General features: G+C 55.3%; 19 protein-coding genes. 11 read left to right on the plus strand and 8 right to left on the minus strand.

The features are described from left to right. Positions 1-426: a TonB system transport protein ExbD gene (gene exbD, locus PI91_RS03730; RefSeq protein ID WP_008499809.1), complete on the plus strand. Its 426-nt coding sequence runs from the start codon at positions 1-3 to the stop codon at positions 424-426. A gap of 43 nt (positions 427-469) precedes the next feature. Here the strand turns inward: exbD and PI91_RS03735 are convergent, their stop codons facing one another. Both PI91_RS03735 and PI91_RS03740 read right to left on the minus strand, forming a co-directional pair. Then, on the minus strand, positions 470-919 hold the full coding sequence (locus tag PI91_RS03735) for a hypothetical protein (RefSeq protein ID WP_023294557.1): 450 nt from the start codon (positions 917-919) through the stop codon (positions 470-472). A 1-nt stretch (position 920) separates the two neighbouring features. Then, complete coding sequence (locus PI91_RS03740) at positions 921-1,325, minus strand: hypothetical protein (RefSeq protein WP_008499807.1); 405 nt, start codon at positions 1,323-1,325, stop codon at positions 921-923. A gap of 103 nt (positions 1,326-1,428) precedes the next feature. On the opposite strand from PI91_RS03740, the gene PI91_RS03745 reads away from it, so the two are divergent. Then, on the plus strand, positions 1,429-1,932 hold the full coding sequence (locus PI91_RS03745; protein ID WP_008499806.1) for an ESA_00282 family adhesion-associated protein: 504 nt from the start codon (positions 1,429-1,431) through the stop codon (positions 1,930-1,932). 82 nt (positions 1,933-2,014) lie between these two features. Further along, complete coding sequence (locus PI91_RS03750) at positions 2,015-2,503, plus strand: TIGR00645 family protein (RefSeq protein ID WP_008499805.1); 489 nt, start codon at positions 2,015-2,017, stop codon at positions 2,501-2,503. 64 nt (positions 2,504-2,567) lie between these two features. Here PI91_RS03750 and PI91_RS03755 read toward each other — a convergent pair whose 3' ends face one another. After that, positions 2,568-3,608, minus strand: a complete 1,041-nt coding sequence (locus tag PI91_RS03755) for an aldo/keto reductase (protein ID WP_039265463.1) — start codon at positions 3,606-3,608, stop codon at positions 2,568-2,570. Positions 3,609-3,789: 181 nt separating this feature from the next. After that, a complete protein-coding gene (locus PI91_RS03760) occupies positions 3,790-6,336 on the minus strand; it encodes an autotransporter outer membrane beta-barrel domain-containing protein (RefSeq protein ID WP_232764373.1) in 2,547 nt (848 codons plus the stop codon). Positions 6,337-6,886: 550 nt separating this feature from the next. Between PI91_RS03760 and PI91_RS03765 the strand changes: the two genes are divergently transcribed. The 3 genes from PI91_RS03765 to PI91_RS03775 all read left to right on the plus strand — a co-directional run bounded on the left by PI91_RS03765 (position 6,887) and on the right by PI91_RS03775 (position 9,291). Continuing rightward, entirely contained in the window at positions 6,887-8,434 is a 1,548-nt protein-coding gene (locus PI91_RS03765; protein ID WP_023326068.1) for a methyl-accepting chemotaxis protein, read from the plus strand. A 126-nt stretch (positions 8,435-8,560) separates the two neighbouring features. After that, positions 8,561-8,815 (plus strand): hypothetical protein, encoded by a 255-nt coding sequence (locus tag PI91_RS03770; RefSeq protein ID WP_039265465.1) that lies wholly within the window; start codon positions 8,561-8,563, stop codon positions 8,813-8,815. A gap of 203 nt (positions 8,816-9,018) precedes the next feature. Continuing rightward, positions 9,019-9,291 carry a hypothetical protein gene (locus PI91_RS03775; RefSeq protein ID WP_008499800.1) on the plus strand — a complete coding sequence of 91 codons (273 nt, stop codon included), beginning with the start codon at positions 9,019-9,021 and terminating at the stop codon, positions 9,289-9,291. Between the two features lie 44 nt (positions 9,292-9,335). On the opposite strand, the gene PI91_RS03780 is transcribed toward PI91_RS03775, so the two are convergent. The 4 genes from PI91_RS03780 to yghU all read right to left on the minus strand — a co-directional run bounded on the left by PI91_RS03780 (position 9,336) and on the right by yghU (position 11,557). Further along, positions 9,336-9,662 carry a DNA-binding protein gene (locus PI91_RS03780; RefSeq protein ID WP_008499799.1) on the minus strand — a complete coding sequence of 109 codons (327 nt, stop codon included), beginning with the start codon at positions 9,660-9,662 and terminating at the stop codon, positions 9,336-9,338. Positions 9,663-9,674: 12 nt separating this feature from the next. Then, entirely contained in the window at positions 9,675-10,007 is a 333-nt protein-coding gene (locus PI91_RS03785) for a type II toxin-antitoxin system RelE/ParE family toxin (RefSeq protein ID WP_008499798.1), read from the minus strand. A gap of 192 nt (positions 10,008-10,199) precedes the next feature. Beyond that, complete coding sequence (locus PI91_RS03790; protein WP_008499797.1) at positions 10,200-10,532, minus strand: glycine zipper domain-containing protein; 333 nt, start codon at positions 10,530-10,532, stop codon at positions 10,200-10,202. A 158-nt stretch (positions 10,533-10,690) separates the two neighbouring features. Next, entirely contained in the window at positions 10,691-11,557 is an 867-nt protein-coding gene (yghU, locus tag PI91_RS03795) for a glutathione-dependent disulfide-bond oxidoreductase (RefSeq protein WP_008499796.1), read from the minus strand. A gap of 245 nt (positions 11,558-11,802) precedes the next feature. Here yghU and PI91_RS03800 point away from each other — a divergent pair, with 245 nt between their 5' ends. The 5 genes from PI91_RS03800 to PI91_RS03820 are packed head-to-tail and all read left to right on the plus strand — an operon-like array spanning position 11,803 to position 17,186. Further along, on the plus strand, positions 11,803-13,392 hold the full coding sequence (locus tag PI91_RS03800; RefSeq protein ID WP_039265466.1) for an ABC transporter substrate-binding protein: 1,590 nt from the start codon (positions 11,803-11,805) through the stop codon (positions 13,390-13,392). A 45-nt stretch (positions 13,393-13,437) separates the two neighbouring features. Beyond that, positions 13,438-14,391, plus strand: coding sequence for an ABC transporter permease (locus PI91_RS03805; RefSeq protein WP_032675493.1), 954 nt, complete (start codon positions 13,438-13,440; stop codon positions 14,389-14,391). 5 nt (positions 14,392-14,396) lie between these two features. After that, positions 14,397-15,242, plus strand: a complete 846-nt coding sequence (locus tag PI91_RS03810; RefSeq protein WP_008499793.1) for an ABC transporter permease — start codon at positions 14,397-14,399, stop codon at positions 15,240-15,242. Beyond that, a complete protein-coding gene (locus PI91_RS03815; protein ID WP_039265467.1) occupies positions 15,235-16,212 on the plus strand; it encodes an ABC transporter ATP-binding protein in 978 nt (325 codons plus the stop codon). The genes PI91_RS03810 and PI91_RS03815 overlap by 8 nt, the downstream gene beginning before the upstream one ends. After that, positions 16,209-17,186: an ABC transporter ATP-binding protein gene (locus PI91_RS03820; RefSeq protein WP_039265468.1), complete on the plus strand. Its 978-nt coding sequence runs from the start codon at positions 16,209-16,211 to the stop codon at positions 17,184-17,186. Before PI91_RS03815 ends, PI91_RS03820 begins: the two co-directional genes overlap by 4 nt. The last annotated feature ends 85 nt before the right edge of the window (positions 17,187-17,271 follow it).

Below are 17,271 nucleotides of genomic sequence, written 5' to 3' on the forward strand. Positions count from 1 at the left end.
ATGGCGATGCGTCTAAACGAAAATCTGGACGATAACGGCGAAATGCATGAGATCAACGTGACGCCGTTTATCGACGTCATGCTGGTTCTGCTGATCATCTTCATGGTGGCCGCGCCGCTGGCGACGGTGGACGTGAAGGTGAATCTGCCAGCCTCGTCCAGCCAGCCGCAGCCGCGCCCGGAAAAGCCTGTCTATCTGTCCGTGAAGGCCGATAAATCGATGTTCCTCGGTAACGACCCGGTAACGGCCGACTCTGTTATCCCGGCGCTGGATCAGCTTACCGGCGGTAAAAAAGACACCACGGTCTTCTTCCGTGCGGATAAAACCGTGGATTATGAAACCATGATGAAGGTAATGGACACGCTGCATCAGGCGGGTTATCTGAAGATTGGGCTGGTCGGCGAAGAGAAAGCGGCCGCGAAGTGATAAAGAAGCTGGCGAAAGCCGGCTTTTTTTATGCCTGTTGGGTTTATGCGTTCTTATTTTCCGTCGGTGCGGTAGAGGGGGTTGCCAGCGCGTCCTCATCAAGCGCAACGCAGGTGACGTTTGAGGTACGGTACTCGCCGTCTGACAGTTTGCGCGTCAGACGCAGGGTGGCGATCTCTCTGGCAAGCAGATACTGGTAGTTGGCCTCAAGGCGTCCCAGAAGCTTCTCTTTTAGCTCTGGCCGCTGTTCCATGATGGCGTTCATCACGGCACCGTAAATTTCTTCTTTGACCTGCAGCGGATAAATCTCACGGCGATTCTGCCATTTCAGCCGGACCAGCGTCGCCGGGATCGATACCAGGTCTTGTGTAATGCGCGTCATCTCGTCATTTTTTGTGTTTCGCAGCGCGTCGAGATTTTGCTTTAAGATAAATTCATCACTTTTTTTATCATCCAAAGTCAAATAAACGTCGTTATTTTTAACTTCCTTCACGTTAATCCTCCCCCAGGCTATAAAAAATTGGGTTGTTTTTTTCGCGCGTAATTAAGTTAAGCCAAATTTCATTGCCCGCTTCGTTAATTTCTTTGGTTTTTTCGGCCAATATTTGACTTAGTTTCTGGGCATCTATTTCACCTTCGGCCTGCAGATCATTCAACAGGTGGACAAAGGCTTCAATTTTTATGGCGCGAAATAAGCGGTCTTTTATATGACGATCGTGCTCTTCCAGCAACATATTACGGGATTTGCCGGTACGGGAAACACCAATTAATATATCAGGCTCGAAATCAGAGAGCTTTCTTTTCCCCTGAGTGAAACTGACCTCTTTTTCTGCTTCCGTCGGTTGCTGTTCCACAGGCGTAATGTGGTACTTAGCCGGGACGAGATAGTCGGGCAGCATTTTTAATTTCCTTTAATTTCAACAGGGTGGGGTTGGTAAAGGCGTGAGATTCGTTGACAATATCATGAGGCAAATTTAAAATCAAAAAAAATGGAGCCTACCCATGAACAGCATCTTTTTTACGGTCATCACATTACTATTACTGACCGCTGGTGTGCTTTTATTGATGCAGGAGTTCAATAAAACGAAAGTGTCGAAAGACACCAGTGAACCGCCGCAACCGGAACTCATGACAAAAGAGGAAGGGGAAGACCATTTCTCTGTATTGATGAACTCCGTTACGCCTGTCTGGTACTGGCGGGTGAACCATGAATATATCGACTTTTTACACGCGACAATTAAACGCATGAAAATGTCGGAAATTAATGACACCCCCGGACTGTTTGAAGCACAGCGTCGCTGTAGCGATCTCAATTCAGCCGTGTATAAATATTATGACAATATCAAAAAACGCTGCCTTAACGGCGAGAAGGTCTCTTATTCCGATCTGGACGTATTAAATTTGCGTCAGTGTTTTCGTGAGTTCAGTCTGGAAGCCTACCCGGAGCTGGTGGTGCTGGTCTGGCCGGAATACGCCCGTCCCGAGGTTAACCCGGACAACGTCTGAGTGACCATACTGGTGAGCTATTGCAAACAGTCAGCGCCATTGGGATATACTGGGCGCTGGTTTCTTTTGCAAACAGGACTTTATGGAACGCTTTTTTGAAAATGCCATGTACGCCTCTCGCTGGATACTGGCCCCCGTCTATTTTGGCCTTTCGCTGGCGCTTATCGCGCTGACGATTAAGTTCTTTCAGGAAATCCTGCACGTTCTGCCGAATATCTTTTCCATTGCCGAGGCGGATTTGATTCTGGTTCTGCTGTCGCTGGTGGATATGACCCTGGTGGGCGGGCTGCTGGTAATGGTGATGTTCTCCGGCTACGAGAATTTCGTCTCTCAGCTGGATATCGACGAGCGCAAAGAGAAGCTCAGCTGGTTGGGCAAAATGGATGCCTCGTCGCTGAAGAATAAAGTGGCCGCGTCGATTGTGGCGATCTCTTCTATCCACCTGCTACGCGTGTTTATGGACGCGAAGAACGTGCCGGATAACAAACTGATGTGGTACGTCATTATCCATCTGACGTTTGTGCTGTCTGCGTTTGTGATGGGGTATCTGGATAAGATCAGTAAGAAGTAAAGTACGCCTTACCCCTCACCCTAACCCTCTCCCCAAAGGGGAGAGGGGACTGCTCGGTGCGGCCTTACTTATCAGACGACGCCTGCCACAGGTTCAACTCCCCATCCGCAACATGCTGGTCAATCCCCTTGAGTTCGTCCTCACTGAAGTACACGTTATCCAGCGCCCGAACGTTCTCCTCAATCTGTTCCGGGCGGCTTGCGCCAATCAGCACTGACGTCACGCGCGCGTCTTTCAGCAGCCAGCTCAACGCCATCTGCGCCATAGTCTGACCCCGCGCCTGCGCCATTTCACTCAGCAAACGCAGGCTGTTCAGGTTGGCTTCGGTCAGCATTTTTTCGTTCAGACCGCGGACTTTCTTGCCTTCACGCTGCATGCGTGAATCTTCAGGAATACCGTTCAGGTATTTTCCGGTCAGCAGCCCCTGCGCCAGCGGGGTAAAGGCGATGCACCCGGTACCGTTGGCCGCCAGCGCATCCAGCAAACCGGTCTTATCGACCCAGCGGTTGAGCAGGTTATAGGACGGCTGGTGGATCAGCAGGGGGATCTTCCACTCGCGCAGCAGCTCGGCCATTTTTTGCGTGCGCTCGGTTGAATAGGAGGAAATGCCTACATACAGCGCTTTGCCGCTCTGCACGGCGTGGGCAAGCGCAGAGGCCGTCTCTTCCATCGGCGTGGTTTCATCCACGCGGTGGGAATAGAAAATATCCACGTAGTCGACGCCCAGGCGTTTCAGGCTCTGATCGAGGCTGGCGAGCAGATATTTGCGCGATCCGCCTGAGCCGTATGGCCCGGCCCACATGTCGTAACCCGCCTTGGTGGAGATAACCAGCTCGTCGCGATACGCGGCAAAGTCCTCCCGCAGCAGACGGCCAAAATTCTCTTCCGCGCTGCCTGCTGGCGGGCCGTAGTTGTTGGCAAGGTCGAAATGGGTAATGCCGAGGTCGAAGGCTTTACGGAGCAGCGCCCGCTGGGCATCAAGAGGCTGAATATGGCCGAAGCTATGCCACAGGCCAAGCGACAGCGCGGGCAGGCGAAGGCCGCTTTTGCCACAGTGGCGGTACTGCATGTTCTCGTAGCGGTCAGGGGCAGGGTACCAGGACATGATGTCTCCTTTTCTTATCGATGAATTTTTGAAACGGCGTTTTCATTCTGTCCTTATCAAAACACAAATCCCGGGTAGAAGCGATGGCAGAACTCCCTGCCAGCAATTTTCCCCGGGATGCGTCAGACGTTGAGTCCCGCACTGCCCGGTACACGCAGGTCACCGGGCAATCAGACGACAATCAGAAGCTATAGCTCATCCCCGCCTGTACGCTGGCATCGTTATCCACATCGCCAGTACCGACATAGACGCCGGTAGTCAGGGTGAAGTTATGGGCGATGGTGGCGTTGATACCTGCCCCAAAGATGCCCATGGTGTTGTTGTGACCGGAGGTATTGTGATAATCCGCCGCCTGAATGTCGGTGTCATCGCTGAACTCTTTCTGGAAGCGCGCGTCGATCCACGGCATCACCTTCACGTTCTTGTTCAAATCGCGAAGGGTGGTGGTGAGCCTCACGCCCGCGCCGCCATTCCAGGAAGAGACCTGGCTGTCGGCAAAGGTGACTTCGCTGTCAGAGAAGCCGTTCGCTTTGGTCTGATCCCAGCCAAGAGTGGCGTAGGGTTGCAGCAGCGTTTCGCCTGGCAGCAACACGTTCACCCCGGTGCGGGCCTGCGCCAGATACAGACTGCCATCGGTGGAGCCGTGCAGCGCTTCCGTCATGCCGCTGGTATCGCCCGTCACGTTGTTGGCAGACAGCGAGTAACGCATATCGCCGTAGCTGAAGCTGCCGTCAGCAAACAGACCCCAGGTTCGGCCGTTCAGCGCCTGCTGCCAGCCGCCATACAGGCTGTAGTAGTTACCGTAAACGCTGTCTTTGAAGCTATCCGCGCCGTCGCTGGTGTCCTGCACGCGGCTGCGCGTCCACGCCAGCGCGATACCGCCGGTGACGCTGTCGCCGTTGTCCAGATGCGCCGTCCAGTCTACGCCGCCCTGCGCACCCTGAGTGATGCTTTTATAGTCGACGTCGTTGCTGAAATTACCGTTCTGATAAAGGAAATCGCCCCAGACCTGCGCACCGTCCTGCTGTTCTCCCAGCAGGTTTGCCAGATGCACCTGGTTCATGTGGTTGCTGATGTCATCCGCTACCTGATGCCCGGCCTGTTCCGCTGCATCCAGGCCGGCTACCAGCCCCTGAATGTCGCTCGCAAGGTTGCCCTTCTGGCTGTTAAATTCAATATTCCAGCTCTGGCTATTATCTGCAGTCAGCTGAGCCTGAGGCGCGCTGTCGGCCGCAACAATATTCAGACTGTTGTTGTAGTTATACGCGCCGCTACGATTCTCCACGGTCTGGTCGCCGTTGGTAAACGTGGCTGCTGCATAATTCTGCGGCGCACTGCTGCCCGACGTGGTGAAGGTCCCCAGGACTATTCCCTGCTGATTTTGCGCTGACGGCGTAATGCTGTTCACCACCACGGCGTTATTGGCGCCGGTAATATTACCGAAATTCACGTAGCTGTCGGTGCTCATGGTAACCAGCGCATTGCTGCCGGTGGTGTTGGCAATCAGGGTTGAACCGTTTTGCAAACTCCAGCTGGTTGCATCGTTAATTTTATCAATGGCAATGCTGTTATCACTGGTGGTATTTACCGTTTCAAACTGGCTTATTTGTCCGGATATAGAACTGCCCGCATCCATTGACAGGGTATCGCTGCCGTCACCACCGTTAACATTGCCATTGACATGTGAATCATTGGTCAGCACGACCGTATCATCACCTGCACCCGTTGTAATATCACCGTTGACGGTCGCGTTGTTCTGCAGCGTAATTGTGCTATTGCCCGTACTCTGGCTGGTATTTATCTCGCCATTCACGGTGCTGTTATCCACCAGAACGGAATTTGCGGCGTTACCATCGACGGTCACATTGCCATTTACCACGCTGTTATTGGTCAATGAAATCAGCGTGGTGCCGTTTTCGTTAAAGGCCCCAATGTCGCCGGTGACCGTACTGTTATCCAGCGCCAGCGAATCAGCCTTCGTTCCGTACATCGCGATGGCGACATCGCCAAAGGCATCCAGGTTGATGTCGCTGAAGGGCTTGTATCCGCTCAGTTTTACCGCCAGCGTGTCGATGTTCTGCGCGATTTCGCTCTGCGAGGCATCCACGGAAGCGTTAGTCAGCGTAATATTGGTATCAGATTTATCGCTACCCGCGTAAATACCGCCTTTATCCATCGTGCTGTTGCTGATGGCAATATTTTGTGCACCGGCTCCCGCACTGAGAATACTGCCGTGCAGCATGCTGCCGTCCTCAACGTTGACGGTGTGGTAACCTTTATCCATGGGGTCGAGATAAATGGCGGAACCCATCATATAGGCTTTCTTGCCCTCGTAGCTTCCGGCGTCATTTTCGCCATTCAGCGTGGCGTCATCGATGGTCACCGTCGTATTGGTGGTTGCACCGGTATTGCCCACTTCGATCATATCGACGGTGGCGCCGTTATTCACCGTAATATTAGCCGTCCCCCCGTTGCTGCCCTGAATATAATGGCCGGACATGTCGGTACCAGAAACGGTTAATGACTGGGTATCCCCTGATTCACGGCTTCCATCCATAAAGATATTATTTGCGGTGGTGTCGGCCATAATGGCATTAGTCACGCCGGGATCTTCATAGAAACTATTATCTACATATTTCGTTAAGCCGCAGGTCTGCGATGTCACGCCCGGCTGGCAGGGCGTAGCGGGCGTTACGTTAGCCTGGGCGCCAAATGACGTTAAAGCCACTAATACACATTGCGAAAGCAATGTACGATTCATTAATTTGCGCATTTGAAGTTCTCTGGATGAGTCGAAAATTGTCCGGCTCTTTTTAAATGAATTTATTTAAAATAAGAACTTCCTCAGCAGGTAAGGATGTAATGAAATCTAAAAAAATATCCTGCACAATAATTAGCGTTTAAATAATTAAATCTGATTAATAAATTTAATTTAATTCATGAGCTAAATGCTTTGGAATGATTTGCATACAAATTAAAGGGTTTCTTGACCGGTCGTGCGGTTCTTTGACCGTCTCATTCATCAGGGTATTCATCCTTTCGGGTTGTGAGGTTAATTAACTGTTTGTCTGTTTTACATTTCGACGGCTGCTGAAATATGAAAACATGTATTGAGCAGTAAGATTTTCCCCGCAGTGATTATCCTTTTCCGGCGAACGGCAGGGTAGCGAAGATTTTTATAAAATTACGCGCGAAATAGTATAACTTCGTCAGTTTCTGCCGATAACGAGGGTAAGACTCGCCTCTGGGCGAATTCACCCTCACGGCAAGGAAGACTTATGAATATGCTCCGTAATTTCACGATCCGTTTCGTCATGCTGGCGATTCTCGGGATCTTTTGTTTAATGTGGGCGGGTGTTGGGCTGTACAGCACCTGGTCTCTGTCTCGCGTTTCAGATGGCAACGAGGTGGACCGCCAGCTGGTCAAGCAGATGACGGTGCTCAGCCAGGGCAACGATCAGTATTTCCGCTTTGTGACCCGTCTGAGCCGCGCAATGGAAGTCAAAGCCGCAGGCGGCACGCCGGATCTGGCCTCTGCCCAGCAGGCGCTGGATAACATGGGCAAGAAGCTGGCCGAGATGAAAGCGATCTCCCCAGGCCCAATGGATCCCCAGGTCTCTTCCCGGGTGATCGGTGCCTGGCAGGCGCTGCTCGAACAGGGCGTGACGCCGCAAATGCAGCAGGCGAAACTGGGCGCGCTGGACGGCTATCGTCAGCAGGCCAATAACGTCACGCCAACGCTGAGCCGCGCGTTCGGCGCGGCGGCTGAAGAGTTCAACAATGCTGCAGCGAAGTCGCTCGACAGCACCCGCGTGGTGGTGGACGGCCTGACCAGCATGACCCGTACGGTGATTATCGTCGCCACGATCGTCGGTCTGCTGATCCTGCTCTTCACCGACCGTTACCTGGTCGCGATGCTGGTCAAACCGCTGGACCGCATTCGCCAGCAGTTCCGCCAGATTGCTCAGGGCGATCTCAGCCAGCCCATTGAGCCGTTCGGCCGAAACTGCGTGGGACAGCTGGTGCCGCTGCTGAGCGCCATGCAGGACAGCCTGCGCGAGGCGGTCAGCACGATCCGCTCCGGCAGTGAAAATATCTGGCGCGGGGCGACGGAGATTTCCAGCGGTAACAACGATCTCTCCTCCCGTACCGAAGAGCAGGCGGCGGCGCTGGAAGAGACGGCAGCCAGCATGGAACAGCTGACCGCTACGGTGAAACTGAACGCGGAGAGCGCCCGTCAGGCAAGCCAGCTGGCCGATGTGGCCTCAACCACCGCCAGCCGCGGCGGTTCGCTGGTGGAAGAGGTGGTAAGCACCATGAGCGGTATTTCGGAAAGCTCGAAGAAAATTGCTGAAATCACCAACGTCATTAACAGCATTGCCTTCCAGACCAATATTCTGGCACTCAACGCGGCGGTTGAAGCCGCGCGCGCGGGTGAACAGGGCCGAGGCTTCGCCGTCGTCGCAGGCGAAGTTCGCAACCTGGCAAGCCGCAGCGCCAACGCGGCGAAAGAGATTGAAGGGCTGATTACCGATTCCGTTTCCCGCGTCGAGCAGGGTGCAAAGCTGGTAAGCGACACGGGGACGACCATGGATGCGATTTTGCGGGACGTGACGGAAGTGACGACCATTATGAAGCAAATCGCCTCTGCCTCTGAGGAGCAGAGTAAGGGCATTTCGCAGGTCGGTATCGCCATTACGCAGATGGACGGCGTCACCCAGCAAAACGCCTCGCTGGTGGAGGAGGTTTCCGCGGCGGCTTCGGCGCTGGAGCGTCAGACCGAAGATCTTCAGCGCTCGGTGCAGAAGTTCCGCCTGACGGCATAACGCAACGTTGTAAGGCCGCCTTGAGTGGCCTTACATTATTAACGCCTTCCCCATTCCGCGTGCTCTGAAACTGCTATTCTTTTGCTAACCCCTGACGTTCTGGACTCTCTTCTACGAGGTGTTGCTATGAACAGATCGTTATCTTTTATCCCTGTCCTTTCTCTCATTTTTCTGACGCTTTTCTCGGTTTCCACCAGTGCGACCCAGCAGGCGCAGGAGCGGCGCGTGGCGCGTGATGTCAGGCAGGAAACCCGCGACGCGTCACGGCAGGTGAAGCAGACCTGCGTGGCGAACAATAGCCAGAGTAATCACGACTGCCGCCAGGATAAACGTCAGATGAAACAGGCCGGGCGGCAAAAAGCGCGGGATATAAAGTATTAACATAACAGGCGAGGCGGCATGCAAGCGTATTTCTTGCCGCCTTTTTAAAAAAACGTAAGTCAATATTTTTTAAATATTAAATTATTCGCTTGTAACAATATATTTGGCATTTTCTGCACATTCCAGAACATGAAAATTAATATTGTCTTAAGAATTCGCCGACATAATGAATTATCTACTTGAAGCCGGAAATAATTCAATTTATGAAAAACCGTATTATTTTATTTGCTGCCCTGGCAGGTTTTGCCGTGGTCAATACAGCGATGGCCCAGAGCGTCACGGTCGATGTTCCTGCCGGGTATAAGGTCGTGATTGTTCCGCAGTCAGCCACGGTTCCCGAGGCGGTAAGCGTTGCGCCTGCACCTGTACAAACAACGTATGCCGCCCCTGCACCGGTCTATCATCCTCGTGCACGCCATGTGGCGAGCGTGGCGGAAGGAATGGTGATTGAGCATCAGTATGACGATCACCATTGATGTATTGCCCGGGTCGCATATCCGGGCCTATTTTGGAGTGGCTCTCACGCTGTTGTGTTTAATCCTGCTGTTGCAATTCGGGATATTGGGTAGCCCGTTGCAGATGCCACTTCGGCGATACGCTTAAATGAGGGATTACCGTTTGGTGAAAGTGATTTGTAGAGTGATTCGCGAGAAATGCCTGCGCGTTTTGCAATGACAGTCATCCCGCCGGAGGCTTCTATAACATGTCGTAAAGCCAGCATGAATGCCTCATAGCCTCCGGGCTCGTCAATTTCAATGAAAGCCTGATGAAGATATACGGGCGCAAAATCCGGAGAATCTTTCAGGAGTTGTACCATTGCGTCATCATGGAGTACTGATTTAGCCATTGCGATTTCCTTTTATATCCTGCGCTTGTAGTCGTTGAGGTACTCAACGGCTCTTTCAATATCTGCACTTTGCTTTTTTTTCGTTCCAGTCAGTAGCACCAGACTCACTGCGCCATCTGCCGGATCGGAGACTTCGCTGAAATAGACACGGTAACCCGGCCCCTGGTTAATTCTGAGCTCTGAAACGCTCTCTCTGCATGGTTTACAATCACCATAGTTACCCGTTGACATTCTGGCGACACGCGTGGCAATCATGGCTTTTGCTATGGGATCTTTCACACTTCTTAGATATGCATCAAAAGGGTCATACCCATCAGCTGTGATGTAGTGTTTAACCTTAGCCATTATTGTAGCCTGTAGTTTACGATAAGCAAATGCATTGTAATCTTCAGGCTACGACTGGCAATTGTTAACATCGCTGCGACAGAGGGGAAATGCTATTTCGGAAAGCGGCTCGCAAAAATGCGAGATTGGGTGCGGGGTTATTACTGAACAGCCATGAGGCCGGGCACGCGCTGCGACGCCCGGAGAAGTTTATCAGTGCGTCGCTTCACCAATCAGCGCGCCCGTGCCCGCGCCCACGGCTGCACCTTTCAGCACGCTCTTGCCGGTAACCGCCGCGGCGCCTGCGCCCACGGCAGCTCCTACGGCGCCGCCTTTACGCGCGGCTTTACCTTTGTCGCCGTTTTTGAACATGGCACCCGTGCCTGCGCCAACAACGGCACCGCCAACGGTGGATTTCAGATCTTTGCCCGTGGCCGCGCCAATGGCAGCGCCTGCTACCGCGCCAGCGGCGGTTTTATCGATGGCCATTCCCGAGGTGGAAAAAATGAGGGCGCTGATAACCAGCGTTGTTTTAATCAGTTTCATAACAGATCCTTTGTGACTGCTGTCGGTTGATACGTCGCTTCTCACTCTGAGGTGAGAAAAACGCACAGATAGTGCCAGCAATACCGGCTCAACCTTTAGGCCAATCATGCCCTGGGCAAGGATCTCTGTTGCCGGGCGGCGATCCGCCCGGCAGAACATTACGCCTGACGCTTATCTTCCGTATTGGTCTCGAAGTCGCTCGCCGCGTGGCGTTCGTGAAGCTGCTCGTTCAGCTCGCCGCTGGTGCGGTTAACGATGCGTCCGCGCTTAACGGCATGGCGATTCGCCACGTCTTTCGCCCAGCGCTGCACGTTGGTGTACTTTTCTGCGTCGAGGAACTCAGCGGCGTTATACACGCTGCCCAGCGCCACGCAGCCGAACCATGGCCAGATGGCGATATCGGCAATGGTGTACTCCTCACCCGCCACGTAGCGACCGCGCGCCAGCTGTTTATCCAGCACGTCGAACAGGCGTTTGGCTTCCATGGTAAAGCGGTCAATCGCGTACTCGATTTTCACCGGGGCATAGTTATAGAAGTGGCCAAAGCCGCCGCCGAGGAACGGCGCCGCGCCCTGCAGCCAGAACAGCCAGTTCAGCGTCTCGGTGCGTCCCGCCGGATCTTTCGGCAGGAAGTGGCCGAATTTCTCCGCCAGATAGAGCAGGATATTGCCGGATTCAAAGACGCGCGTTGGCGGGTTCGTGGAGTGGTCACGCAGCGCCGGTATTTTCGAGTTCGGGTTCACCTCTACGAAGCCGCTGGAGAACTGGTCGCCCTCGCCGATGCGGATCAACCACGCGTCGTACTCCGCGCCCGTCACGCCCAGCGCCAGCAGCTCTTCGAGCATGATCGTCACTTTCTGGCCGTTCGGTGTGCCCAGCGAGTAGAGCTGCAGCGGGTGAGAGCCGACAGGAAGATCTTTCTCATGGGTCGCGCCGGAAATGGGGCGGTTGATGTTGGCGAACGCGCCGCCGTTGTTCTTTTTCCATTCCCACACTTTGGGTGGCTGATACGTGTTGTCTGACATGTTGGCCTGCCTTTTGAGTGATGTGTTGAGGCAGTGTAGCAGGAGATTTGTGAAGCGTTTAACGAACTGAGCGTAATCGATCTGCCGCTATTCCTTCCGGCGCTTATATATATCAAATCCGGTATAAGCTTAATCGAAAATCGCATTTTCATAATTAATGCGTAAACGGATAAAGCTGCATATGATGCTTCAACATAAATAAAAGATGCAGTCATAAACACTTTATAAGGCAAGGAGTTAGTGAGATGCGCAAGCTTCTGTTATCGGCAGTGGTTGTTTCGCTCGCGTTAGGCCTGGCGGGCTGTGATGATGCGAAAAATAAAGAGACAAATACGCCCCCAGCGGCAAAAAGCGATGCGCCAAAAGCGGGCGGTTCGCTGATTATCGGTATTACCTCCGGCGACCCGTTAGCTGTAAATCCGCTCTACGCCAGCGACCGTACCACGTTGACGATCATGCAGGCGCTCTATGCCCCGCTCTATAGCTTCAACAACGGTAAGATCGAATGGGGCCTGGCGGAAAGCCTGACGTCCTCTGCCGACAACCTCAGCTACACCCTGACGTTAAAACCCAACCTGAAATGGCAGGACGGCCAGCCGCTGACGGCGGACGACGTGGTCTTCACCTTCAATAAGCTGCTGGATGCCAAACAGCACAGCTTCTTCCGCAGCATGTTCACCTACGGCGATAAGCCGGTACAGGTAAGCAAGGTTGACGACCGCACCGTTAAGTTCACCTTACCGCAGGTCAGCGCGGCCTTTACCGGCACGCTGGTACAGATCTACCCGATCCCGCAGCACGTGTTCGCCAGCGAAGGCGACCTGGAAAAGAGCAGCAAAAACGATGCACCGGTCGGCTCCGGGCCGTTCAAATTTAAAGAGTACCGCGCCGGACAATATTACGCCCTGACCCGTTTTGACGATTACTGGAACGGCAAAGCGAAGCTAGATTCAGTGACCTACCGTTTCGCCAAAGACAGTAACGCCGCCAACCTTGCGCTGCAAAACGGTGAAATCAACCTCAAGATGGTTGACCCGCAGGATGTGAACCGCCTGAAAAATACCGGTAAGTTTGACTTCGTGGTCTATCCGGAAGGCCGTCTGGCCTATATGACGTTCAACCAGAACGTGCCGGTAATGAAGAGCAAAGCACTGCGTCAGGCCATTGCGTACGCCATCAACAAAGACGAGCTGACCCAGACCGCCTTTACCTCGCTGGACTACGCCAAACCCGCGACGTCCTTCCTGACGCCCGATACGCTTTACAAGACGGATGACGTCGAGCAATACACATTCGACCTGCAAAAAGCTAAAGAGCTGCTTAAAGCGTCCGGCGCGCCGGACAACCTCAAGCTGCGCCTGGCGTATGTGAATACCAACAAAACCCAGGAGAGCATGGCGCTCTACATTCAGCAGGCGCTGAAGGGCATTGGGGTGAACGTGGAGCTGATGCCGCTGGACTCCAACGCCATGTCCCAGCGCAGCCTCGATATGAACAACACCGCGTGGGAGCTGAACCTGGGCGGCTACATCATGGGCTCAGAGCCGGACGGCTACAAATCGCTGTTCATGAGCAACGAAGCCTATAACTACGCGCACTACAAAAATCCGCAGTTTGATGCCCTGTGGGATAAAGGCGCCGTGGAAACCGACGCCGCGAAACGTGCCGATATCTACAAGCAAATTCAGCAGACCGTGGCGAACGACATGACGTACTACCCGATCGCCTATACCAATGCGACCGTCGCGGTGGACAAGCGTTTCGGCGGCACCCAGGAAGCGGAGCCGAAACCGGTCTATCTGTTCCAGGATCTGTCAAAAATCTATCAGAAATAAGCGATTGCCCCGGCCATCGGGTCGGGGCCTTGGTAAGGGCATGTCGTGAACACACTTCTCACGCGTCGGCTGCTGCAGCTGCTGCCGATGCTGTTCTTCATTTCGCTGGTGGCGTTTTTGCTGGTCAAGCTCGCGCCCGGCGATCCGGTGGCGGCGTACATTACGCCGCGTATGGCTCCGGAAGATATCGAACGTATTCGCCAGAGCCTGGGGCTGGATAAGCCCCTGGTCACGCAGTACGTCCTGTGGCTGAAAAACGTCCTGCAGGGCGATCTCGGCTATTCGCTGATCTACCACCGTCCGGTGCTCGAGATGATCGGCGAACGCATTCCGGCCACGCTGGGGCTGATGGGCGCGTCGCTGCTGCTGGCGATCGTGCTGGCGATCCCGCTGGGCCTGCTGGCCGGGGCATTTAAGCACCGCTGGCTGGATCACCTGCTGAACCTGTTCGCCTATATCGGCATCTCGGTGCCGATTTTCTGGTTCGGCATTTTGCTCATCACCGTTTTTGCCGTGCAGCTTAACTGGTTCCCCAGCATGGGAATGCGCACCATCGGCATGGAGGATAATGTGCTGGACGTGCTGCGTCATGGCGTGCTGCCGTGTATTGCCCTCACGTTCTACAACCTCTCCAGCTACGTGCGCTACATCCGCTCCAACACCATCTCGCAGCTCTCTGCCGACTACGTGCAGACCCAGCTGGCTTACGGCGCCACGCGTTCCAGCATTCTGTTCCGCCACGTGCTGAAAAACGTGCTGCTGCCGGTGATCACCCTGTTCGGATTGTCGTTCGGCGAGCTGATTGTGGGGGCCTACGTGACGGAAAGCGTCTTCTCCTGGCCGGGGATGGGGCTGCTCGGGATCCAGTCGATCGCCTCGCTGGACTACCCGCTGATCATGGCGATCATCATGCTCTCGTCGATGATGCTGATCGTCGGTAACCTGATCGCCGATCTGCTTTATCGCTTCGCCGATCCCCGCATTCGTACGCTGAGGTAACCCGGATGAGCAGACGCTGGCAGCAGGTTCGTCACCAGCTGCGCCGCAACCGTCCGGCGCAGTTCTCCCTGTTTGTGCTTTTTATATTTGTTATCGCCGCGCTCTGTGCCGGGTTAAGTCCCTACGATCCGGATCGGATGGCGCTCGGCGCACGTACGCTGCCGCCGGATGCCGCACACTGGTTCGGCACCGACGAGTACGGGCGCGACTACTTCACCCGCGCGCTGTATGGCGGGCAGATCTCCCTGATGGTCGGTTTTCTCGCCATGCTCTTTTCCACGCTTATCGGCACGGTGGTGGGAACGGTGAGCGGCTACTTTGGCGGCTGGCTGGACAACCTGATGATGCGCGCCGTGGATATCCTGATGGCCATTCCGGCCTTCTTCCTGCTGCTGGTGGTGAATGCGTACCTCAAGCCGGGCGTGGATAACATCATTCTGATCATCAGCCTGCTGACGTGGATGAACATGTCGCGGCTGGTGCGCGCTGAAACCTTGTCGGTGAAAGAGCGCGAGTATGTGCTTTATGCCCGCGCGTCGGGGGAGCACCCGCTGCGCATTATCGTTCGCCACATTATTCCCGGCGTGCTGCCGACCATTATCGTGGCCGCCACGCTCAATATCGCCTCGGCCATTCTGATGGAGTCGACGCTCAGCTTCTTAGGGCTGGGCGTGCAGGCACCGGCGGCGTCGTGGGGAAGCATGCTCAACAACGCCCAGTCTTATATTGGCGAAGCGTCGTGGCTGGCGATGTTCCCCGGCATTCTTATCCTGCTGACGGTGTTCAGCTTTAACGTGCTGGGCGATGTGTTTCGTACCGCCTTTGAGCCAGGAGCGAATCGCGATGAGTAGCTTATTAGCGTTGGAGAACCTGCAAACCACCTTCCGCACCCGCGAGGGCGAGGTTCACGCGGTGCGCGGCGTGAGCTTTCAGGTGCAGCCGGGGGAACTCGTCGGCATCGTCGGCGAGTCGGGCTGCGGGAAAAGCGTCACCTGTAAGTCGATCATTCAGCTTCTGGGGAGCAACGGACGGATAACCGGCGGCAGCGTTCGCTTCCAGAATGACGATCTGGCGCAGAAAACCCCTGCGCAGATGCGCGCCATTCGCGGCAACGAGATCGCGATGATTTTCCAGGATCCGATGACCGCCCTGAACCCGGTGCTGACCATCGGCAAACAGATGACCGAGATCCTGATGCGCAATAAAGGGCTCACCAAAAGAACGGCCAAAGCGGCGGCGATCGCCATGCTGGAACAGGTGGGCATTGCCGAGGCGGAACGCCGATACGACCAGTATCCCCACGAGTTCAGCGGCGGGATGCGCCAGCGGGTGATGATCGCCATTGCGCTCTCCTGTAACCCGAAGCTGCTTATTGCCGATGAGCCGACCACCGCGCTGGACGTTACCATTCAGGCGCAGATCCTGCGTCTGCTGAAAAGCCTGCAACAGCAGACCCAAACCGCAATTCTGCTGATCACCCACGATCTCGGCGTGGTGGCGCAGGTCTGCAGCCGCGTGGTGGTGATGTACGGCGGGCTGGTGATGGAGGAGGGGAGCGTGGAGGACATTTTTTATCGCCCTGCGCATCCTTATACCCAGGGGCTGCTGGCCTCGCTGCCGCGCCCGGATGAGGTCAACCAACGTTTATCGCCCATTGAAGGCGCGCCGCCTGGCCTGCTTAACCCGCCGCCGGGCTGTCCGTTCGCCGAACGCTGCCCGAAACGCATGCCCCAGTGTGAACGGCAGCCCGCTTTTTACGCCATGGGTGAAGGCCATCGCGCCGCCTGCTGGCTATGGGCCGATAAGGAGATTCAGGCATGAGTGAACAACAGGCCCCTTTAGTAAGCGTGCGCGATCTGCGCAAACACTATGCGCTTAACGGCGGTTTGCTGCGTAAAGGCGCGGCGGTGAAGGCGGTTGATGGCGTGAGCTTTGATATCCAGCCCGGCGAGACGTTTGGCCTGGTGGGGGAATCCGGCTGCGGGAAATCCACCCTCGGGCGCGCCATCCTGCGCCTTTTCGATATCACCGCGGGCGAAATCCACTTTGCCGGACAGGCGATTGCCCACGCCCGTGAAAAAGAGCTCAAGCCGCTGCGTAAGCGGATGCAGGCGATTTTCCAGGACCCTTACTCCTCGCTTAACCCCGGCATGACGGTGCGGCAGCTGGTGGCCGAGCCGATGCAGATCCACGGCTACAGCCGTGCAGAACAGCGCGAACGGACGGAAACGCTGCTCTACAAAGTGGGGCTGAAGCAGGAACACCTTGAGCGGTTTCCGCATGAGTTCAGCGGCGGGCAGCGCCAGCGCATCAGTATTGCCCGCGCGTTGTCCGTGCGTCCCGAATTTGTGCTGTGCGATGAGCCGCTCTCGGCGCTGGACGTCTCGGTGCAGGCGCAGGTGGTGAATATTCTGCAGGACCTGCAGCAGGAGCTGGGGCTGACCTATCTGTTCATCGCCCACGATCTCTCGATGGTGCGCCATATCTCCAGCCGCATTGGGGTGATGTACCTCGGTAAGCTGGTAGAAGTGGCCCCGGCGAATGAGCTGTATCAGCGTCCGGCGCACCCTTATACCCGCGCGCTGCTGGCGGCGGTTCCCCAGCCCGACCCGCGGATTCGCAACCTCGAAGACGCAACCCTGCGCGGCGAAATGCCCGGCCCTACGTCCGCGCTGCCGGGCTGTAAGTTCTGCAGCCGCTGCCCGCACGCCGTGCCGGTTTGCCAGACGCAGGAGCCTGCCATGCAGGAGATCGCGCCAGGGCATTTCGCGGCGTGCTGGCTGTTTAAGATGTGAGCCTTAAACGTGTCGGGTGGCGCTTCGCTTACCCGACCTACAGGGTTTTGCGTTTTGTCGGCCGGGTAAGGCGAATTATTTACCA

The sequence above is a fragment of the Enterobacter sp. FB genome (genome assembly GCF_000805795.1).
GTDB classification, from domain to species: domain Bacteria; phylum Pseudomonadota; class Gammaproteobacteria; order Enterobacterales; family Enterobacteriaceae; genus Enterobacter; species Enterobacter roggenkampii.